Source organism: Candidatus Methylomirabilota bacterium (assembly GCA_036002485.1).
GTDB lineage: Bacteria > Methylomirabilota > Methylomirabilia > Rokubacteriales > CSP1-6 > AR37.
Genome location: DASYTI010000014.1, coordinates 1 through 18086 on the forward strand (window position 1 = coordinate 1; position 18086 = coordinate 18086).

Sequence of the window (18086 nt, forward strand, 5' to 3'; positions counted from 1 at the left end):
GACGTGGTGCCGGCGGAAGCCGAGATCTACCAGGGCCTCGTCGAGGCCTTCCGGGCGCGACGCATCGGCGTGCCCGTCAGCGCGCACGAGGTCAGGCTTCTCGAAGCCGCCGTCTCGCGCTAGGCAGGCGGCTCAAAAAGGTCCAGATGCGAGGCATCGCCCCGCTGTTCGAGTTGAGCGGCGGCCCCTGGCCGTCGCGAGACGAGAGCTGAGTTGATCCGCAGGTGAGGCGTACTTTCCGTACGTTGAACCTGCGGTCGAGGGCGCCGTCTTATGATTGCGTGGACGTGGCTGACACCGCCCAGCGGTCGGGTCTCTTCGCGCAAGCGCTCATCGCCGCAGATGGGCCTTTTTCAGCCGCCTGCTCTCACTCCACGATTCTGCGCGTCACCGACCGCGTGGCGCCAAAGGTCGGGATGAAGGCCGAGTGCTTGCCCGCGCCGCCCGCCACGATGACCATGATGTCCCGCCAGTCGCGGGCGATTCGCAGCAACGCATCGGAAGACCTGTCCGTGAAGCCCTCCGGGTATATCGCCTCGAAGCGCGTGAGGTTCTCGGAGGTGAAGCGTCCTCGCGGCACGCCGGCCGCTTCCCACACGGCCCGTCTGAAGTCGTCCTTCTTCCAGCCCGTGGACGCCACGGTCGCCGCGTGCTCGGGCCCCAGGACAATCAGCGGCTCGCCGCCCAGATAGATGTTGTTGGATCCCGTGGTCGCCGCGGTGCCCACCACGGTGGCCACGATCCCCTCGGGCGTGACGGTGCCATGATCGTTGATATTGTGGGGCGCCTCCGATCCGCACACGGTCACCGTGCTGTCATCGGGGGAGAAGCCGCGCTCGACCGAGAGCGGTTCCCATGGCGAGGCCGCCTCGTTCTCGCCGACGCAGTAGGCGTACTTGCCCGGGTGCCCGTGGGTCGCCCGGTCCTCCTTGCCGGGGCGCGCGCCGCCCACGTTCTGGAGCGTCAGCCTCACCGCCCGACCGATGGCGGCATTGGCCCGCGCGCCCTGTCCGAGGGCATTGCCCGCGGCATTGATCCCGAGCCGACGCATGATGGGACCATTGACGATGAGGAGGGGCGAGCAGGGATGGGTCGTGGTCTGAACGGCCTGCAGATTGAAAGACGGGTCCGCCAGGGCTTCGAGCGCCGCCAGGATCACCGGCATGTGCTCAGGCAGCGCTCCCGCCATGACGGCATTGGCCGCGACGGCTTCCATGGTCGCCCTCCCGAGCCTCGGCACGAGAACGGCCACCACCTCATCGGGCTTGCGTCGCGTCAGGGCGAGCATCCGCTTCACGCGCTCCGCCGTGGGCGGAATGGCGGGCAGGCCATCGCCCCATCCCCGCTCCATCAGCCAGCTCTGAAACTCATCGAGATCAGAGGGCGCCCCATGGATGCCGTCAGGGCCGGCGCCCGCCGCCGCGGTGGCGAGTGGCGGAGAGGTCAGCGCGCGAAGAACGCTCGGGGCCACGGGCTCCGCCTTGGCCGCGGCCGCGCCCGGTAAGATGCCGCCTATGGGATGCGGCACCGTGACCACGGGAAGCTCCGGCAGCCCTCGCGCCGCGGACTGAGCCCGAGCCAGCGGAAGGAATTCATCGGTGCCCACCACGACGCAGGCCACGCCCCTCGCCTCCAGCTCCGCGGCGTCGTGGACACTCCACGACGTGCACGACCCTCAGTCGGCCGAGGCCGTGAGGGCGACGCGCGAGCTGCTCGCGATCTCCTCGAGGACGGAAGTCGCGGCGCTGATCGATGAGCCGGGCTTGCTCCACACGCGCACGGCGCGGGCGCCACCCTGGGCGGCGAGCAGCGCGCCCAGGCGCTCGAGCAAGACCCTCGCATTGGGCTTCGAATTGTCGAGCAGCGCGATGGTCACGCCTTCGAGCGAGCCCGGGCGCACGGCCAGGTTCCGCGCGGTGGCGGCGGAGGAGCCGGCGGGATCGACGATGTCCATGTCAGGTCACCATGACGGGCGACGGTAGAGCCCTGTCTCACGGGTGAAGGCGGCCGGGAAGCTACCGATCATGTCCAGCATCTTGCCCATGATCACGGGCATGAGCAAGCTCTCCGCGACGCGGAAGGTATTGACGGCCAGGCAGAAGGGCGATGAGGGCCGCGCTCGCGCAGACGAAGGCCGCGGCGTCGAACGTGAAGCGGAAGGCGGGCAGAAAGCCGAGGGTCGCCGAGCGCGCGCCAAAGAGCCACGCGGCGCTCTGCACACCGATCACCACGCCGAGGGTACGGGAAAGAAAAGCAAAGCCGCCGGCCGCCCCCTGCTGGCGCGCCGGGAATGCGGCCATGGCCTGCGCGATGTTCGGTACCTGAAAGACGCCGAGGCCGAAGCCCACGAGAGCAAGCGCCGCGCCCACCAGCGGGAGCGGAGTGGTGGCGCCACAGCGCGCGACCATCGCGAGGCCGGCCGCCTCGACGATCAGGCCCAGGACCATGGGCCCGCGCCGCCCCCAGCCATCGGTGGCGCGCCCACTCACGGGCGCCGCCACGGCCGTGGCGAGCGGGGTCAACATGAAGAGAAGTCCCCCCACCGCGGGCGAGACTCCGCGCTCGGTCACGAGATAGAACGGCGCCAGGAGCCAGACCGCGAACTGGGCGAAGTTGGCGAGAAAGGCCAGCAGGCCCGCGTGGATGACGGGCCAGCGGAAGATGTCAGCGGGGGCGACCATCCGCCACGTCGCCGCCGAGGCGCGGCGAGGCTCGCGTGTCCACGCGGCGAGGGCGACGATGGCCGCCGCGACGGGCACGCGATAAAGAAAGACGCCCTTCCAGCCGAACGCATCGACGAGAAAGCCTCCGATGAGCGGGCTCACGCCGAGGCCCAAGCCCAGACCGAAGCTTGCCCAGCCCAGCCCCCAGCCGTGTCGCGAGGAGGGCAGGGCCAGCGTCACCAGCGCCGGCGCGGCGCCGTAAATGAGCCCCCCGCTCACGCCCTGGAGCACGCGGACGACGAGGAGCACCCCGAAGGAAGGCACGATGGCGAAGCCGAGGAAGGAGAGGAGGGACAGGAGCAAGCCCGCGCGCACGACGCGCCCGGCCCCGAGCCGGTCGGCGAGCACGCCGGCGGCGAAGGCCGTCACCGAATACGTCCCGACATAGCAGATGATGACCCAGCGGATGGTGGTGGGGCCGACCTCGAAGGCGGCCGCCATGGCGGGAAACGCGATGTTGAGGGAGCCGTCGAGCCCGACGAGCAGAAAGCCTGCCGCGGCCAGGAGGACGGGCATGCGACCGAGTATACGGTTGCCGCCGGCGCCGCGTTGCCAGAGTCGAGATGCTCCCGCGCAGGGAAATGCTACGATGGGACGATTTGCATCGGACAGACCTTCACCGCTGGCATGACGACCATCCGAAAGGGGATCGGCCAATGCGTCAAATCTGGTTCCTCGCATTACTCGCGGGTCTTGTTTTCGTTGTCGCTACCCCGGGGGCGGCCGAGCTCGTACCTCTGGGGACGCTCCGGGCCATGGATCCGAAAGACTCCGCGGCCGTGACCGTCGAGTGCGAGAAGAGCGCCGACGGCAGCCAGATGACGTGCGGATTCGTCCACGTGAAAGTGTCTCGGGTGAAGACCCCGGAAGCGGCGCGGGCTGAGCTCGAGAAAAACCTCAAGCAGCAGCCGCTCGAGGCAACCACCAAGGCGGTGTGCGGCAACGAAAAGGAATTCACCACCCAGTACAGGGACCTGGCCGCCTCCCCCCGCGTGGGCGAGAACCAGAAGGCCTTCATGACCCAGACCATGCAGCGCATGAGGACCTTCTGCGCCAAGCCTTCCCTGCAGAGCCTTCGAGAGTTCAGCTGGTTCATGCTGAGCAAGGACACGAGGACCTGTAAGCTCCGGACCAGCTCGTGGCGGGAGACCTTCATCCAGAACGCCTCTCGCGTGTGGGTGAGCAATCGCGGACCCGCCGGAGCCTGCGGGGTCATCAGCGTGTCGACTCTGGAAGAGAGACCGATGGATCCGAATGCCAAGAGCAAGGCGGCCTCCTGGATCTACGAGGCACAGAAGATCCTGACCACGAAGACGGGCGCCTGCAATCAGGCCGACGATGAAGGCAAGGTTCGCTATTCCATCAGTGGCCTCAACCCAACCTTCGGGTGTGAGTTCATGGAGTTCTGAGACGGTTTGCCAATGCCCGATACGGCCGAGTGATTGACGCGGCCGCGGGAGTCGGGTAGAAGAGAGGCGCCATGGCCCTCACGCCCGGCCTCACCGGCGAGTTCGAGCAGCTCGTCATGCCTGAGCTGACCGCGGACGCCCTCGGCAACAAGGGCGTGCAGGTCTTCGCCACGCCCTTCGTGATCAATCTCATGGAGCTCACCTGCAATGCGGCGATGAAGCCTCACCTGCCCACGGGAGCTTCCTCCGTCGGCACCATGGTGGAGATGAAGCATCTGGCCGCCTCGCCCGTGGGCATGAAGGTCCGGGCCAAGGCGACGCTGCTCGAGACGGACGGCAAGCGCTGCCGCTTCGAGGTCACGGTGTGGGACGAGACGGAGAAGATCGGGGAAGGGCGACACGAGCGATTTGTCGTCCCAAACCTCGAGAAGTTCCTGTCGCGGGCCATGAGCAAGCGAGGCGCCTGATGCCCATCCAGATCAATCATGGCGTCAAGGGCAAGGAGTATCCGCCCTATGCCGTCACCGTGGAGCGCGGCAAGATCAAGGAGTTCGCCCGCGCCATTGGCGACGAGTCACCCTTCTATCTGGACGACGAGGTCGGCCGCGGGTCACCATGGGGCGACATCATCGCGCCGCCCACCTTTCCCGTCACCTTCCGCAACGACAGGGCGGGCACGGAGACGCTGCTCCATGATCTCGGCGTCGACATCGGGCGCATCCTCCACGGCGAGCAGGAGTTCGAGCACTTCAAGCCCATCCTGCCCGGACGCACCTATCTCTGCCGGGGCCGCATCACCGACATCTACGAGAAGACGGGGAAGTCCGGGCCCATGGCCTTCGTGGTGCGCGAGACCACCATCACCGACGGCGACAACGACATCGTGTGCGTGATGCGACACATCACTGTGGTGCGCCTGTGAAATACGCCAAGGTCTACGCAGAGGACATCCAGATCGGCACGGAGATGCCGCCGCTCGTCAAGCCGCCCGTCCAGCAGATCCAGCTCACCCGCTATGCCGGCGCCTCGGGAGACTTCAACCCCATCCACCAGGACGCGGCCTTCGCCAAGGCCTCCGGCATGGGCGACGTCTTCGCCCACGGCATGCTGTCCATGGGCTTCGTGGCGCAGTCAGTCACCGACTGGCTCGGCGTGGGCACGGTCCGCAAGATCGGCGTGCGCTTCGCGGCCCTCGTACGTCTGGGCGACGTCATCACCTGCCGCGGCCGCGTGGTCGCCAAGCGCCCACCGAAAGAAGACGACGGTCCCCACCTCGTGGATCTGGAGCTCTGGGCCGAGAATCAGAAGGGCGAGAAGGTCATCACCGGCAAGGCCACCGCCACCCTCTCCTCACGCGGGTAGAGATCAGCGGCTTCTGGTTCGGTGTAATCTAGTGTATCTAAGGGTGAACATTGACGGCACCTGGCCATCGCCGTCAACATCTCGAATGTGACGCGGGAAGCATGGAGCACGGAACAATGCCGACGCGAGCGGTCCTGACCTACAGCGACTATGCGGCCCTTCCCGCCGACGGGCGGCACTACGAGCTGCATCGGGGCGAGCTGTCGGTGACGCCGGCGCCGGGCACCCGCCATCAGGAAGCCGTCATCTCGCTCGGTTCGAAGCTATATGAGCACGTGAGGTCGCGAGGCCTCGGTAAGGTCTTCGTGGCGCCGACGGACTGCATCCTGAGCAGCGTGACCGTGGTGCAACCAGATATCCTGTACGTGGCCTCCGAGCGGTTGTCGATCGTCAGCGAGCGTGGGATCGAAGGCGCGCCGACCTTGGTGATCGAGGTGCTCTCTCCGTCGACGGCCAGCCTCGATCGCGAACGAAAGGTCAGGTTGTACGCCGAGCATGGCGTTCCGTACTACTGGATCGCGGATCCGGACAGCCGATCGGTGGAGGCGTACGCGCTCGCCGGGGCGGACTACGCGCTCGCTCGTCGCGTGACGACCGACCCGGCCGCCCTGCCGCCGCTCAGCGGCCTGACCCTCGATCCTGCCTCGATCTGGTCCTGACCTCGCGTCATGCACATAGGTTTGAGCGTCGTCAGCTCTCCCTAACAAATTCGGTTGGTGCCGATCATCGGTCTCGATCGATCGTGGCCGGACAATGGGCGTTCTGCGCCCTCGCCGAATCGAGCAAACCCTCACGCCATTGCTCGCCGTTGTAGCTGCCCGAGGCAGGATCGGGGTCGGCCGCGCCCTCGCCGGCATAGAGACTGCTCACCTGGAGGCGGGTGATCGCTCCCAGGTACACGGTGGCCGCGATCTGGCGCGTGCGACCCGGGTGGAAGAGAAGGACGAGATAGCACGGCGGTGCCGTGCGGGTCCCGTTGAGCATGCCCGTCCGCCAGCCCGGTCCGAGCTGAGGTGACATGATTCGGACCCGCGCCTGCATGCGGGGGAGCGCGGGGACTGGGGTCTCCCCTTCAGGGAGGCGCTCGGCCATCCGGGCCGTCGAGCGGGCCAAGTCTCTCAACTGTTGCAGGTCGATCGATTTTTCTGAGAGCAGGCCCGAGCCGAGACACCGACTGGCCGTGACCACTCCGGGAGAGGCCGTGGCCGTTCCGAAAACGACGAACCGTTGCCCGATCCTCGGCTCCACCGGAGGCAAGAAGTATTCGCAATCGCTGGCCGAGATCGTCACGCGGACCTCGGCGCTCGGCGCACCCTTGAAGAATTCGATGACCCGAAATCGCGCCTCGGACAGCGGCGCAAAGGCGACTGTCTCGCCGACAAACACCAGGTCGCTCAGCTGGAGTCTTCGCGCGACGTCGAGCTGCATGCAATCACAGGCCAGCGCCGCACTGGAGCCGGCCATGAGCATGAGGCCGACGAGGGAAAGACCCAGGCAAAGATGTCTGGCCACGATGCCGAGAACTTCTAGCGCCGCGGGTCCTTGCCGTTCAGAAAGGCGCGGAGGGCCTCGGTGGTGGAGGGGAAGGCCAGCTCCCCCCACGGAATATCGCCAGGCGCCACCCACTCGACGCGGTCGTTCTCCCAGCACGTGCGCAGCTCGCCGCCGATCACGCGCGCGCGGTAGACGACGATGACGATGGGCGTGCCCGGATAGGAGTAGACGCCGAGGAGGCCGTCCAGGTCCACCTCGAGGCCCGTCTCCTCGCGCGTCTCGCGGACCGCCGCGGCTTCCACGGCCTCGCCCCAGTCGACGAAACCGCCCGGATAGGTCCACTTGCCCCGCGAGGGCTCGATGTTCCGCCGCGTCATGAGGACCCGGCCGTCCAGCTCGGGAATGGTCCCGGCCACCACCTTGTGGTTGAGATAGAAGATGAACGCGCAGCCGTCACAAACCATCTCATGCTTGCCTTCAGGGGGGACGGGCTGCCGCGCGAGCGCGCCGCCGCAGAGCGGGCAGAAGCGTATGCTCGAGGGAGACAGGCCGTGGTGATGATGCGTGTCGCTCATGGCTGCGCCCAGTCTATCACCGTGCTGCGGATACTGGCTCTTGCCCATCGGGCCTGCGTGCTGGAAAATGGTCGTCTCGTGCTGTCTGGGCCCGCACGAGAGCTTCTGGCGGACGACCGGCTCAAAAAGTCGCAGGCTGCTCAAAAGGGTCCAGATGCGAGGCGGCGCCCCGCAGTTCGAGTTGAGCGGCGGCCCTTGGCCGACGTGAGACGAGGGCTGAGTGGGTTCGAGTTGAGTGGCGGCGGTCTCTGGCCGTCGCGAGACGAGGGCTGGGTTGATTCGCAGGTGAGGCGTACTCTCTGTACGTTGAACCTGCGGTCGAGGGCGCCGCACTCCCGCAGATGGGCCCTTTTCAGCAGCCTGCCAGGAGGACTCGATGCAGATCAACCGCAAGCGGCTCGAAGAGAGCATGGCGGCGCTGGGGCGCATCGGGGAGACGCCCGCGGGCGGCCTCTCCCGGCTCGCCCTCACCGACGAAGACCGGCGCGGCCGCGATCTCCTCGTCCAGTGGATGCGCGCGGCCGGGCTCACGGTCACGGTCGACCGCATGGGCAATATCTTCGCCGAGCGCCCAGGCCGCGAGACCCTGCCCCCCGTCATGATGGGCTCGCATGCCGACTCGGTGCCCACCGGGGGCAAGTACGACGGCCCGCTCGGCGTCCTCTGTGCTCTCGAGACCATCCGCACCCTCAACGACAACAAGACAGCCACGCGGCACCCGGTGGCCATGGCCATCTTCACCAATGAGGAGGGCGCGCGCTTCCAGCCCGCCATGATCGGCTCCGGTGTCATGGCCGGCCAGATCGCCCTCGAAGACGCCTACAACGCGCGCGACCGGGATGGCATCCGGCTGGGCGACGAGCTCGAGCGCATCGGCTACCTCGGCCCCGAGCCCTGCATCCCCCGCCCCATCCGCGCGTACCTCGAGCTCCACATCGAGCAGGGGCCCATCCTGGAGGAGCAGCACCTCTCGGTGGGCGTGGTCGAGGGCATCGTGGCCATCTCCTGGTCCCGGCTCGTGCTCACGGGCGTGCAGGACCACGCGGGGCCCACGCCCATGCGGATCCGCAAGGACGCCCTCGTGGCGGCGGCGGACATCGTCCGCGGCGTGCGCGAGATCCCGCGGAAGATCGGCGGCGACATGGTCTCGACCGTCGGCCGGCTGGACGTCACCCCCAATATCCCGAACGCCATCCCCGGCAAGGTCATCATGTCCATCGATCTGCGCGCGCCCGACGAGCACCACGTCACGCGCGCCCTGGGGCTCCTCGACCGCCTCGTCAAGGACAGCGCCCGTGCCGAAGGCGTGCGGTACGAGCTCGACCACTACTGGCGCGTGCCCCGCACCCACTTCGACATCGAGGTCGTGGACACGATCGAGCGGGCGGCCAAGGATACGGGCGCCCGCTATCGCCGCTTGCTCTCGGGGGCCGGCCACGACGCTCAGTACATGGCGGCCATCTGTCCCACCGGCATGATCTTCGTGCCCTCGAAGGACGGCCGCAGCCACTGCGAGCAGGAGTTCACGCCGATGGACGACATCGAGGAGGGCGCCAATACGCTGCTCCTCGCCGCCTCCCGGCTGGCCGGCGCCGACTGAGGACCATGCCGACACGGCCTCGCGAGGCCCTGCTTGCCTCGGTGCGCGAGTTCGTGGCCAAGGAGGTCATCCCGGCCGCGCCGGCCCTCGAGCACGCCGATATCTATCCCCATGAGCTGGTGGCGCGCATGCGCGAGCTTGGGCTCTTCGGTGCCCTCGTCCCCGCGGAGCATGGTGGGCTCGGGCTCGACGTCACCACCTATGCCCGGGTCATCGAGGAGATCTGCCGGGGCTTCATGTCGCTGGCGGGGGTCCTCAACAGCCACACCATGGCCGCCCTCATCGTGCTCCACCACGGCACCGACGAGCAGCGCGGGCGCCTGCTCCCGCGCTTCGCGAGCGGCGAGGCGCGCGGCGGCCTCTGCCTGACCGAGCCCCATGCCGGCTCCGATGTCCAGGCCATCCGCACGGTGGCCCGGCGCGATGGCGATGGCTATCGCATCTCCGGCTCCAAGATGTTCGTCACCAACGGCCGCGAGGGCAATACCTTCGCCCTCCTGGCCCTGACGGATCCCTCGGCCCGGCCGCCTCACAAAGGCATGTCCTGCTTCATCGTCGAGAAGGGAGAGCCCGGCCTTCACGTGGTCAAGTCGATCGCCAAGCTCGGCTACAAGGGCGTGGACACGGCCGAGCTCCTCTTCGAGGACTTCCCCGTTCCCGCCTCCAACCTCGTCGGTGGCGTGCCCGGCCGCGGCTTCAAGCACGTCATGTCGGGGCTCGAGACGGGGCGGATCAATATCGCCGCGCGCGCGGTGGGCGTGGCCCAGGCCGCGCTCGACGAGGCGGCGCGGGAGGCCTCGGCAGCGGGGGCGACGCTGCCCGAACTCGCCGAGATCGCCACACGGGTCGAGGCGGCGCGGCTCCTGACCTACTGGGCGGCGGGCATGAAGGACCGGAACGAGCGCTGCGATCTCGAAGCGGGCATGGCCAAGCTCTACGCGTCGGAAAGCGCCCAGGACGTGGCCGTCCTGAGCATGAAGCTCCTGGGGCCGACGGCGCAGGCTCCGAGCCGCGTCGCCGAGCGGCTCTATCGCGACACACCGCTCATGATCATCGGCGAGGGCACCAACGAGATCCAGCGGACCATCATCTGCAAGAACCTGCTCCAGCGCTATGGCGAGCGGCCGGGCGCCCTCGTCTCCCGAGATGGCCTCCCCACCGAGCAGAAACAAATGGTCCTCCTCGTTCGCCAGGCGGTCGAGAAGGAAGTCATCCCGGCCGTCAATGACTACGAGCCGTCGGGCGCCTTTCCCGCGCCCATCATCGAGAAGCTCGGCGAGCTCGGCATCCTCGGCATGCTCGTCCCCGCCGAGTACGGAGGCCTCGGCCTCGATATCGTGACGTTCGCCATGATCGTGGAAGAGCTGGCGCGCGGCTGGACCACGGTGGCCGGACTCATCGCCAGCCACGCTGCCGCCGCCCACGCCATTGCCCGCATGGAAGCGGCGGACCTGAGCGAACGCTGGCTGCCCGCCCTCACCCGCGGCGCGCGCTGGGCCTGTCTCATCGCGCCCCTGGATGTGACAGCGGAGCACATGAAGGGCGGCTGGGCTCTGAGCGGCGGCGGCGTGTTCGTGGATTCTGGCGGGCGTGCCGACGTACACGTCGTGCTGGCCCACCGGCCCGACAAGCGGCTCGCGGCCTTCGTCGTCGAGCAGGGCGCGCGCGGGTTTTCCCTCGATGTCACTCACGAGACACTCGGCGCCCGGGGACTCGCTCTCCATCTTGTCAGGCTCGACGAGGTGCCTGCTCAGGGCGGCTCACCTATCGGCGCCTCCACCCTCGGGCTCGCCCGGATCGCCGCTGCCGCCACCGCGGTGGGCCTGGCTCAGGCCGCCTTCGAGGCCGCCCTGCGCTACTCGCAGCAGCGCTCGGCCTTCGGCGTACCCATCTGCCAGCACCAGGCCATACAGCTCAAGCTCGCCGACATGGCGACGCGGATCACCGCGGGCCGCCTCCTGACCCATCGAGCCGCCGAGCGACTCGATGTGGAGGCCGGCGACGATGCCGGGAGTATCATGGCTAGGCTGGACACAGCAGAGACCGCCTATGCGGTCACCCTCGAGGCCATGCGCATTCACGGCGGCTACGGCTATACCAAGGAGTTCCCCGTCGAGCGCTACTACCGGGACGCCTCGCGCTTCCTGACGGCAGCGGTCGAGCTGGAGATTGACCGCCGCCAGCTCGCTCGGCACCTCGTGGGGGCGCCGGCATGAGCTACGGGCGCTACTTCGAGGAATTCGCGGTCGGGCAGAGCTTCAAGCACTGGCCCGGGCGCACCATCACCGAGGCCGACTGCACGTGGTTCGCGCTCCTGACCATGAACCAGCACCCTCTGCACTCCGATGCCCACTACGCGGAGACATATACCCAGCACAAGCAGCGCGTGGTGATGGGCCCGCTCGTTTTCAGCATGGTCATCGGCATGAGCGTGGCCGATATCTCGGGGCGCGCCATCGCCAATCTCGAAGTGAATGCGCTCAAGCACGAGAAGCCCACCTTCATCGGCGATACCCTCTATGCCCAGAGCCGCGTGCTCGAGCTTCACGAATCGCGGCAGGGCGACCGGGGGGTGGTGACCGTGGAGACCACGGGGCTCAATCAGCGCGGCGAGCAGGTATGCTCGTATACGCGCAAGGTGCTCGTGCCGAAGCGGAACCACCCCACGCTGGGCGAAGGAAAGCTTCCCTACTGACATGAGTACGGATCCTCACCCGCTCGGTTCGACCCCCTCACCCCGGCCCTCTCCTCTGAGGGGAGAGGGAGACTTTCTGGAACCCTCGCCCCCGTCGAGGGGGAGAGGGCCGCAGTTCGAGCCGAGGCGCTCCCCGCTGTTCGAGCTGAGCGGCGGCCCCTGGCCGACGCGAGACGAGGGCTGAATGAATCCCGTAGGTGAGGAGAGCGACGAGGTGAGGGCTGAGACAGGTGAGGGGGCCACTGGGACTCGGAGACCACCGCTCGAAGGCGTGCGCATCCTGGCCGTCTCGCAATTCGGCGCAGGCCCTTTCGGCACCCAGGTGCTCGCGGACCTGGGCGCCGAGATCATCAAGATCGAGGACCCGGGAGTGGGCGGAGACATCTCTCGCTATGTCCCGCCCTTCCAGCACGAGCGGGACTCGCTGTACTTTCAGTCCTTCAACCGTGGCAAGAAATCGCTCACCCTCAACCTCCGGCATCCCGCGGGCCAGGCAGTGCTCCAGGATCTCGCCAAGGTTTCCGACGCGGTCTTCAACAACCTGCGCGGCGATCTGCCGGCCAAGCTCGGTCTGACCTACGAGACCGTCAAGGCCGTCAATCCACGCATCGTCTGCTGCTCGCTCACGGGCTTCGGCACCACGGGACCCCGCGCGGCCGAGCCCGCCTACGATTATCTGATCCAGGGCTATGCCGGCTACATGGCGGTGACGGGTGAGCCGGACGGCCCCCCCGGCAAGTGCGGCGTGTCCGTCATCGATTTCGCGGGAGGCTATGCCGCCATGGTCGGGCTCATGGTCGGTCTCTTCGACGCCCAGCGTACCGGGATAGGGCGCGATGTCGACGTCTCGCTCCTCGACACCGCCGTGAGCATGCTCTCCTATTTCGCCATCTGGACCCTCAACCGCGAGTGGCAGCCCGAGCGGGTGGCCGACTCCGGGCACCAGACACTGGTGCCGGCGCAGAACTTCCCGACACAGGACGGCTGGATCGTCATCTTCTGCAACAAGGACAAGTTCTGGCAGAGCCTGGTCGAGAAGATGGGCCTGGCGGCGCTCGGGCGGGATCCGCGCTTCACCGGTTTCGCCGATCGCCTGAGCCACAAGGCCGAGCTCGTCCAGATCCTGGCCAATCGGTTCAAGGAGAGGACCACGGCCGCCTGGCTCGATCTTCTGCGCGGCCATGTCCCCTGCGCGCCCGTCAACACGGTGGCCCAGGCGCTCGAGGACGCCCAGGTGCGGGCCCGCGAGATGATCCTCGAAGTGGAGCACCCGCAGTGGGGCACGATCCGCGAGGTGGCGAGCCCCGTCAAGACCGAGGGGGCCATCCGCAACCCGGCGCCGGCGCCCGAGCTCGGTCAGCACACGGAGGCGATTCTCGCGGATATCCTGGGGTACGGCAGCCAGACCATCGCCCGGCTTCGCGCGGATGGGGTCATAGGCAAGTGAACGACGAGCGTTTCAAGGCCATCGGCATGGACGACATGACCATGCCCGGGGGCTGGTCCGTCTCCGACGGGCAGACCTTTCTCTACACGCCGGCCGAGCGGGAGCTCATGCACCAGGCGCGGGCCTTCGCCCAGAAGGACATCCTGCCGCGCGCGGCGGCCGCCCATCAGGAGGTCAAGCAGATCAAGGCGCGCTTCGAGGGCCGGGAGCGCCGAGGCAAGCTGCGCGCGATCGCCCAGGCCTATCTCAAGCAGCTCGGCGATGCCGGCATCACGGGGGCCCTCTTCCCCGAGGAGTACGGCGGCAATGGGCGCGGGGTCGTGGCCGAGTGCATCATCGACGAGGAGCTGAGCGCGGCCGGCCACCCTGCCGATACCATCCGCTCGGTCTCCCTCACCCTCGGCACCATCTCCATCCTCCGCTACGGCACCCCGGAGCAGAAGGAGCGCCACATTCCCCCTCGCCTGCGCGGCGAGGAGCTGGCCGCCCTCGCCATCACCGAGCCCCAGATCGGCTCGGACACCTCGCGCATGCAGACGCGCGCCACCTTGAAGGGGGACCGCTGGGTCATCAACGGTCAGAAGCGGTTCATCACCGGGGGCGGCCTCGCCGACCACCTCACCCTCTTCGCCATCACGGAGGACGGCGTCCATCCGCACAAGGGGATGTCCACCTTCATCGTGCCCATGGACCATCCGGGCGTCACCATCCGGCGCCAGCTCGACGAGGTCATCATGGCGGACTGGATGGACAATGCCTGGATCGACTTCAACGACGTGGACATCCCGAAGGCCAACCTGCTCGGGCCCCTCCACGGCGGCTATCACGTGCTCATGGACGAGCTCGACACGGAGCGCGTCACGTACTGCATGGCCGCCCTCGGCTCCGCTCGCCGGGCGCTGGAGATCGCCGCCGAGTACTCGACCAAGCGCATCCAGTTCAAGCAGCCCATCGCCATGTTCGAGGGCGTCTCCTTCAAGCTCGCCGAGATGTACACGGCCCTGGACGCCGCGCGCCAGCTCGTCTACCGCACGGCCAAGATGGTCGAGGCCGGAGTGCCTGCGCAGCGAGAATCGGCGGTGACCAAGCTCTTCGTGGCCGAGTCGGTGTGGAAGATCGTCGACCACGCCATGCAGGTTCTGGGCGGCATCGGCTACACGACGGACTTCCCCATCCAGGCCATCTTCCGCAACGCCCGCCTGCTCAGGATCGGGGCAGGGTCGGACGAGATCATGAAGTTCCTCATCGCGCGCGAGGTGCTCAAGGAGATCAAGGGGTGAGCGTGCCACGGGCTCCCTACGGCCCCTCAGGCGTGGAGACAACACCTGAGGTCGAAGAGACCGAGGGTACCGAGGTCGCCCTGGCCCCGCCCTGGGTCACCATCCTGCACAACTGCGACTGCCATACCTTCGAGGACGTGGTCCGGCAGCTCATCAAGGCCATCAGCTGCTCGGAGGACCGGGCCTGGGAGATAGCCTGGGAGGTCCACGACACGGGGAAGTCCGTGGTCAAGGTCGGGCCCGAGACCGAGTGCGTCCGGGTTGGCAATATTCTGGGCGCCATCGGCCTCATCGTTACCGTCGCGCAGTCCTAGTTCGCTCCTGATTCGCTCCTCGGGCCTCGCTTTGCGTCGCCCGTCCTTCCGAATTTGGTCGCCTTTCCCACTGTCAGCCCTGAAACACGTAGCCGAGATAAGCGAATCTCAAACGCTTCAGCGTCGGTCTGTCGATGGCATCGGGCTTGCTATTTCATAGAGCGAGTCGCGATAGAGGCGACCAAAAGCCGGGCTGGGATGAGCCGGCATCACCGATAGCACTGAGGGGAGCAAGAGATGATCCGGCAACCGTGGTACCTGCGGCAGGACTTCTGGATGTGGATGGGAGTGATCTTCGTGCCGTTCTTCTGGGTCCTGCCGCTCAGTCGCCTGGCTCTCGCTCGCGTGACGGTGCGCCTTAACCGCCGGTTTTAATCCCGCCAACTCATCCCATGAGCCCCGGCGGACACCTGGTCACCACAGTCCTGGCCTGTGGTGCCGTCTACGGTGTAACGGGCTCAGCCCCACTGACCGCTGGCCTGGCAGCGGGCGGTTTTTTCATCGACGTCGACCACGTTCTGGACTATGTCCTCTTCGAGCGCCGCTTCCATTTCTCTCCCCGCGCCTTCCTCCGTCACTACCTCGAGGGTCGGGCGCGCCGGCTCGTGCTCGTGCTCCACTCCTGGGAGCTCATGGGCCTGCTCGCCCTTGCCGCCCTGGTGACGGGCTCGGTCTGGCTCTGGGGATATGTGCTCGGGATGGCCCTGCATCTGCCCCTGGACGTGAAGTTCAACGGACGCCTGACCAATCAGGGCCTCGTGCCCTTCTATAGCTTCGTCTATCGCTGGCGGCGAGGCTTCCTTGGCTCACGCATGATCGAGCAGAAGCCGCTGGCGCGGCTCCACGAGGGCTTCTGGGTGATCTTCTTCCGCGGGGCCCGCCTGAGGAATCCGCAAGTCCACGCGGTGCACCAGCCCCCTCTGGCCGAGCGCGTGCTGCGGAGCCCGGCCTCGCCTACGACTGCGCGGGAGGCGGGCCGCTTACCAGCGTCCAGTCATCCACGCCCGCGACGTCTGGAGGTTCGGCCGAAGTCGTCGTGAGGGTCCGCCCCTTGCTGGGCGAGAACCAGACCCACTCGAGAGACCCGTCACCGGCCACGGCTTCCCCCATTTCGGGGCCGGACGTTCCGGTCTCCTTCCGCTCGGCGCGGCGCGCCTTCTTGGCCTCCTGCTTCGCCTTGCGCGCGTCTTCCTTGCGCCGGCGATCTCCTCGGTACATCCCTGGGCGTCCTGCCATCATGCTCCTCTTATTTGGTCGTGGTGCTCATGATAACCGGGGCCTCAGGTCTCTGGCCCACAATTGTGCTTCGTACCGCCTGCCGTTGCTGCTTTCTCGCTTTCGCTGTGACAATTCTTAACCTTCGCTCGCCTCGCCTTCGGCCCTCTCTGCGCTTTCGCTGTGACAGTTTTTAACTTTCGCTCGCCTCGCCTTCGGCTCAGCTCGCACTACATTACCGGCCCGATGATCCACGGCGCAAACTCCTCTTCACCCACGCCCGACAGCTCGCTCTTCGAGCGCTTGCCCGAGGCCACGGCGATGATCTCCTCGAAGATCTGTCGGCCGACTTCAGGCAGCGGGGTGCCCTCGAGGATGACGCCGCAGTTGATGTCCATGTCCTCCTGCATGTGCCGGTACATGAGCGAGTTGGTGGCGAGCTTGATCGAGGGCACGGGCTTGCAGCCAAAGACCGAGCCGCGCCCGGTGGTGAAGCAGATCAGATTGCAGCCGCCCGCCACCAGCCCCGTGATGGACACCGGATCGTGACCCGGCGTGTCCATGAAGACGAAGCCGCGCGTGGTGATGGGCTCGCCGTAGAGGAACACGTCCATCATCGGCGTGGTGCCGCCCTTGGTAACCCCGCCCAGACTCTTCTCGAAGACGGTGGTGATGCCCCCCGCCTTGTTGCCGGGGGCGGGGTTGTTGTCCATGCGCTCGATGCCGCGGCAGTACCACTCCCACCACTTGTACCGGTCGATGAGCTTCTTGGCCACCGCCTCGCTGACGGCCCGGCGGATGAGCAGATGCTCGGCGCCATAGATCTCGGGCGTCTCGGCGAGCACTCCCGTGCCGCCGTAGCGGACCAGCTCGTCCACCGCCCAGCCGAGGGCGGGATTGGCGGTGATCCCGCTATTGCTGTCGGAGCCACCGCAGTTGGTCGCGAGCATGATCTCGGAGATGGGCTGCTTCGACCGCGTGGCCGCGTTGGCCATGGGCAGGAGCTTGGCGACCTCGGCCGCGGCCCTGTCGACCGTCTTTCTGATGCCCCCGGCCTCCTGGATATTGATAACCATGGGCTTGCGTTCGGGATGCCCGGGCGCGGCCATGCGCTGCTTGTCGACCATGACCGCCGCCTGATTGACCTCGCAGCCGAGGCCAACCAGGATATAGGCGGCGACGTTCGGATGCTTGGCATAGCCGGCGAGGACGCGCTGGAGGGCCATGTGATCCTCGCCAAAGAGCTCGGTGCCGCAGCCGGACTTGTGGGTGACGGCGAGCACCCCGTCGATGTTCGGATAGTCCCGGGACACGTCGCGGAACTTGTCCTTGACGAACTGGCTCACGCTGGCCGAGCAGTTGACCCCTGAGATGATGGCGACGTAGTTGCGCGTGCCGACGCGCCCGTCGTCCCGGAGATAGCCGTCGAAGTAGCGCATGCTCGCGGGAGGGTAGAAGTCGACTGGTCGCACGTCGGTCCCGATCTCGTACTCGCGCTGCAGATCGCCCACGGCCAGGTTCTGGGTGTGGACGTGATCGCCCACGGCGATGTCCGCTGTGGCGAATCCGATGACCTGCCCGTAGCGCCGCACCTCCTCGCCGCGGGCGCGCGCATGGCGCGCCACCTTGTGCCCCGGCCGGATGTCCTGACGGACCTCGATGCGCCCGCCCGCGTCCTCGAGCACGGTGCCGGCGGGAATCTCCTTCTTGGCGATGGCCACGTCATCGGCGGGGTTGAGCACGATGGCGACTTCGGTGATCGCGCAGGTTGCCATGAACGCCTCCCTGGGTCCGTCGGTCTGCCGCAGAATCTACAGGCCGCGCAGGATCTTTGCAACGACCTTCACCCGACACCCATCTCTCCCCATCACCGGAGCTGACAGCGTGCCTCTCCCTTTCCCCCTCTCCACCTCGGCCGGCCACCCCCCTTCCCTCTCCCCCATCGGGGGAGAGGGCCAGGGTGAGGGGGCAA

General features: G+C 67.3%; 19 protein-coding genes. 13 read left to right on the forward strand and 6 right to left on the reverse strand.

The window, feature by feature from the left end:
* Positions 1–367: 367 nt before the first annotated feature.
* The 3 genes from VGT00_01645 to VGT00_01655 all read right to left on the reverse strand — a co-directional run bounded on the left by VGT00_01645 (position 368) and on the right by VGT00_01655 (position 3239).
* Positions 368–1621, reverse strand: a complete 1254-nt coding sequence (locus tag VGT00_01645; GenBank protein ID HEV8530100.1) for a hypothetical protein — start codon at positions 1619–1621, stop codon at positions 368–370.
* A gap of 54 nt (positions 1622–1675) precedes the next feature.
* Positions 1676–1954, reverse strand: a complete 279-nt coding sequence (locus VGT00_01650) for a hypothetical protein (GenBank protein ID HEV8530101.1) — start codon at positions 1952–1954, stop codon at positions 1676–1678.
* A gap of 61 nt (positions 1955–2015) precedes the next feature.
* Positions 2016–3239, reverse strand: coding sequence for an MFS transporter (locus VGT00_01655; GenBank protein ID HEV8530102.1), 1224 nt, complete (start codon positions 3237–3239; stop codon positions 2016–2018).
* A 239-nt stretch (positions 3240–3478) separates the two neighbouring features.
* Here VGT00_01655 and VGT00_01660 point away from each other — a divergent pair, with 239 nt between their 5' ends.
* From VGT00_01660 to VGT00_01680, 5 genes are all read left to right on the forward strand, one after another.
* On the forward strand, positions 3479–4132 hold the full coding sequence (locus tag VGT00_01660; GenBank protein ID HEV8530103.1) for a hypothetical protein: 654 nt from the start codon (positions 3479–3481) through the stop codon (positions 4130–4132).
* A 71-nt stretch (positions 4133–4203) separates the two neighbouring features.
* Complete coding sequence (locus VGT00_01665) at positions 4204–4599, forward strand: thioesterase family protein (GenBank protein ID HEV8530104.1); 396 nt, start codon at positions 4204–4206, stop codon at positions 4597–4599.
* Complete coding sequence (locus tag VGT00_01670) at positions 4599–5054, forward strand: MaoC family dehydratase N-terminal domain-containing protein (protein HEV8530105.1); 456 nt, start codon at positions 4599–4601, stop codon at positions 5052–5054. The genes VGT00_01665 and VGT00_01670 overlap by 1 nt, the downstream gene beginning before the upstream one ends.
* Positions 5051–5494 carry a MaoC/PaaZ C-terminal domain-containing protein gene (locus VGT00_01675; protein ID HEV8530106.1) on the forward strand — a complete coding sequence of 148 codons (444 nt, stop codon included), beginning with the start codon at positions 5051–5053 and terminating at the stop codon, positions 5492–5494. Before VGT00_01670 ends, VGT00_01675 begins: the two co-directional genes overlap by 4 nt.
* A 116-nt stretch (positions 5495–5610) precedes the next feature.
* Positions 5611–6153, forward strand: a complete 543-nt coding sequence (locus VGT00_01680) for a Uma2 family endonuclease (protein ID HEV8530107.1) — start codon at positions 5611–5613, stop codon at positions 6151–6153.
* Positions 6154–6217: 64 nt separating this feature from the next.
* On the opposite strand, the gene VGT00_01685 is transcribed toward VGT00_01680, so the two are convergent.
* Positions 6218–7006, reverse strand: a complete 789-nt coding sequence (locus tag VGT00_01685) for a hypothetical protein (GenBank protein HEV8530108.1) — start codon at positions 7004–7006, stop codon at positions 6218–6220.
* A gap of 14 nt (positions 7007–7020) precedes the next feature.
* Positions 7021–7563, reverse strand: a complete 543-nt coding sequence (locus VGT00_01690) for an NUDIX hydrolase (protein ID HEV8530109.1) — start codon at positions 7561–7563, stop codon at positions 7021–7023.
* Positions 7564–7939: 376 nt separating this feature from the next.
* On the opposite strand from VGT00_01690, the gene VGT00_01695 reads away from it, so the two are divergent.
* The 8 genes from VGT00_01695 (at position 7940) to VGT00_01730 (ending at position 15939) form a co-directional block, all read left to right on the forward strand.
* A complete protein-coding gene (locus VGT00_01695; protein HEV8530110.1) occupies positions 7940–9163 on the forward strand; it encodes a Zn-dependent hydrolase in 1224 nt (407 codons plus the stop codon).
* A gap of 5 nt (positions 9164–9168) precedes the next feature.
* Positions 9169–11379: an acyl-CoA dehydrogenase family protein gene (locus tag VGT00_01700; GenBank protein ID HEV8530111.1), complete on the forward strand. Its 2211-nt coding sequence runs from the start codon at positions 9169–9171 to the stop codon at positions 11377–11379.
* The gene (locus VGT00_01705; GenBank protein ID HEV8530112.1) at positions 11376–11858 is read left to right on the forward strand and encodes a MaoC family dehydratase; all 483 of its coding nucleotides are present in this window, start codon (positions 11376–11378) and stop codon (positions 11856–11858) included. Before VGT00_01700 ends, VGT00_01705 begins: the two co-directional genes overlap by 4 nt.
* Before the next feature lie 214 nt (positions 11859–12072).
* Positions 12073–13305, forward strand: coding sequence for a CoA transferase (locus tag VGT00_01710; GenBank protein ID HEV8530113.1), 1233 nt, complete (start codon positions 12073–12075; stop codon positions 13303–13305).
* Positions 13302–14585 (forward strand): acyl-CoA dehydrogenase family protein, encoded by a 1284-nt coding sequence (locus tag VGT00_01715; protein HEV8530114.1) that lies wholly within the window; start codon positions 13302–13304, stop codon positions 14583–14585. The genes VGT00_01710 and VGT00_01715 overlap by 4 nt, the downstream gene beginning before the upstream one ends.
* Positions 14582–14899, forward strand: a complete 318-nt coding sequence (locus VGT00_01720; protein HEV8530115.1) for an ATP-dependent Clp protease adaptor ClpS — start codon at positions 14582–14584, stop codon at positions 14897–14899. The genes VGT00_01715 and VGT00_01720 overlap by 4 nt, the downstream gene beginning before the upstream one ends.
* Positions 14900–15136: 237 nt before the next feature.
* Entirely contained in the window at positions 15137–15274 is a 138-nt protein-coding gene (locus tag VGT00_01725; protein HEV8530116.1) for a hypothetical protein, read from the forward strand.
* Positions 15275–15291: 17 nt separating this feature from the next.
* Complete coding sequence (locus VGT00_01730) at positions 15292–15939, forward strand: hypothetical protein (GenBank protein ID HEV8530117.1); 648 nt, start codon at positions 15292–15294, stop codon at positions 15937–15939.
* Positions 15940–16344: 405 nt separating this feature from the next.
* Here VGT00_01730 and VGT00_01735 read toward each other — a convergent pair whose 3' ends face one another.
* Positions 16345–17889 carry an altronate dehydratase family protein gene (locus VGT00_01735; protein ID HEV8530118.1) on the reverse strand — a complete coding sequence of 515 codons (1545 nt, stop codon included), beginning with the start codon at positions 17887–17889 and terminating at the stop codon, positions 16345–16347.
* Between the last annotated feature and the right edge of the window lie 197 nt (positions 17890–18086).

Excerpts from the sequence above, each read along its gene's own strand:
- VGT00_01650 (HEV8530101.1), bottom strand. The coding sequence starts at position 1,954 with ATGGACATCGTCGATCCCGCCGGCTCCTCCGCCGCCACCGCGCGGAAC.
- VGT00_01655 (HEV8530102.1), bottom strand. The coding sequence starts at position 3,239 with ATGCCCGTCCTCCTGGCCGCGGCAGGCTTTCTGCTCGTCGGGCTCGAC.
- VGT00_01660 (HEV8530103.1), top strand. The coding sequence starts at position 3,479 with ATGGATCCGAAAGACTCCGCGGCCGTGACCGTCGAGTGCGAGAAGAGC.
- VGT00_01665 (HEV8530104.1), top strand. The coding sequence starts at position 4,204 with ATGGCCCTCACGCCCGGCCTCACCGGCGAGTTCGAGCAGCTCGTCATG.
- VGT00_01670 (HEV8530105.1), top strand. The coding sequence starts at position 4,599 with ATGCCCATCCAGATCAATCATGGCGTCAAGGGCAAGGAGTATCCGCCC.
- VGT00_01680 (HEV8530107.1), top strand. The coding sequence starts at position 5,611 with ATGCCGACGCGAGCGGTCCTGACCTACAGCGACTATGCGGCCCTTCCC.
- VGT00_01690 (HEV8530109.1), bottom strand. The coding sequence starts at position 7,563 with ATGAGCGACACGCATCATCACCACGGCCTGTCTCCCTCGAGCATACGC.
- VGT00_01695 (HEV8530110.1), top strand. The coding sequence starts at position 7,940 with ATGCAGATCAACCGCAAGCGGCTCGAAGAGAGCATGGCGGCGCTGGGG.
- VGT00_01700 (HEV8530111.1), top strand. The coding sequence starts at position 9,169 with ATGCCGACACGGCCTCGCGAGGCCCTGCTTGCCTCGGTGCGCGAGTTC.
- VGT00_01705 (HEV8530112.1), top strand. The coding sequence starts at position 11,376 with ATGAGCTACGGGCGCTACTTCGAGGAATTCGCGGTCGGGCAGAGCTTC.
- VGT00_01725 (HEV8530116.1), top strand. The coding sequence starts at position 15,137 with ATGATCCGGCAACCGTGGTACCTGCGGCAGGACTTCTGGATGTGGATG.
- VGT00_01730 (HEV8530117.1), top strand. The coding sequence starts at position 15,292 with ATGAGCCCCGGCGGACACCTGGTCACCACAGTCCTGGCCTGTGGTGCC.
- VGT00_01735 (HEV8530118.1), bottom strand. The coding sequence starts at position 17,889 with ATGGCAACCTGCGCGATCACCGAAGTCGCCATCGTGCTCAACCCCGCC.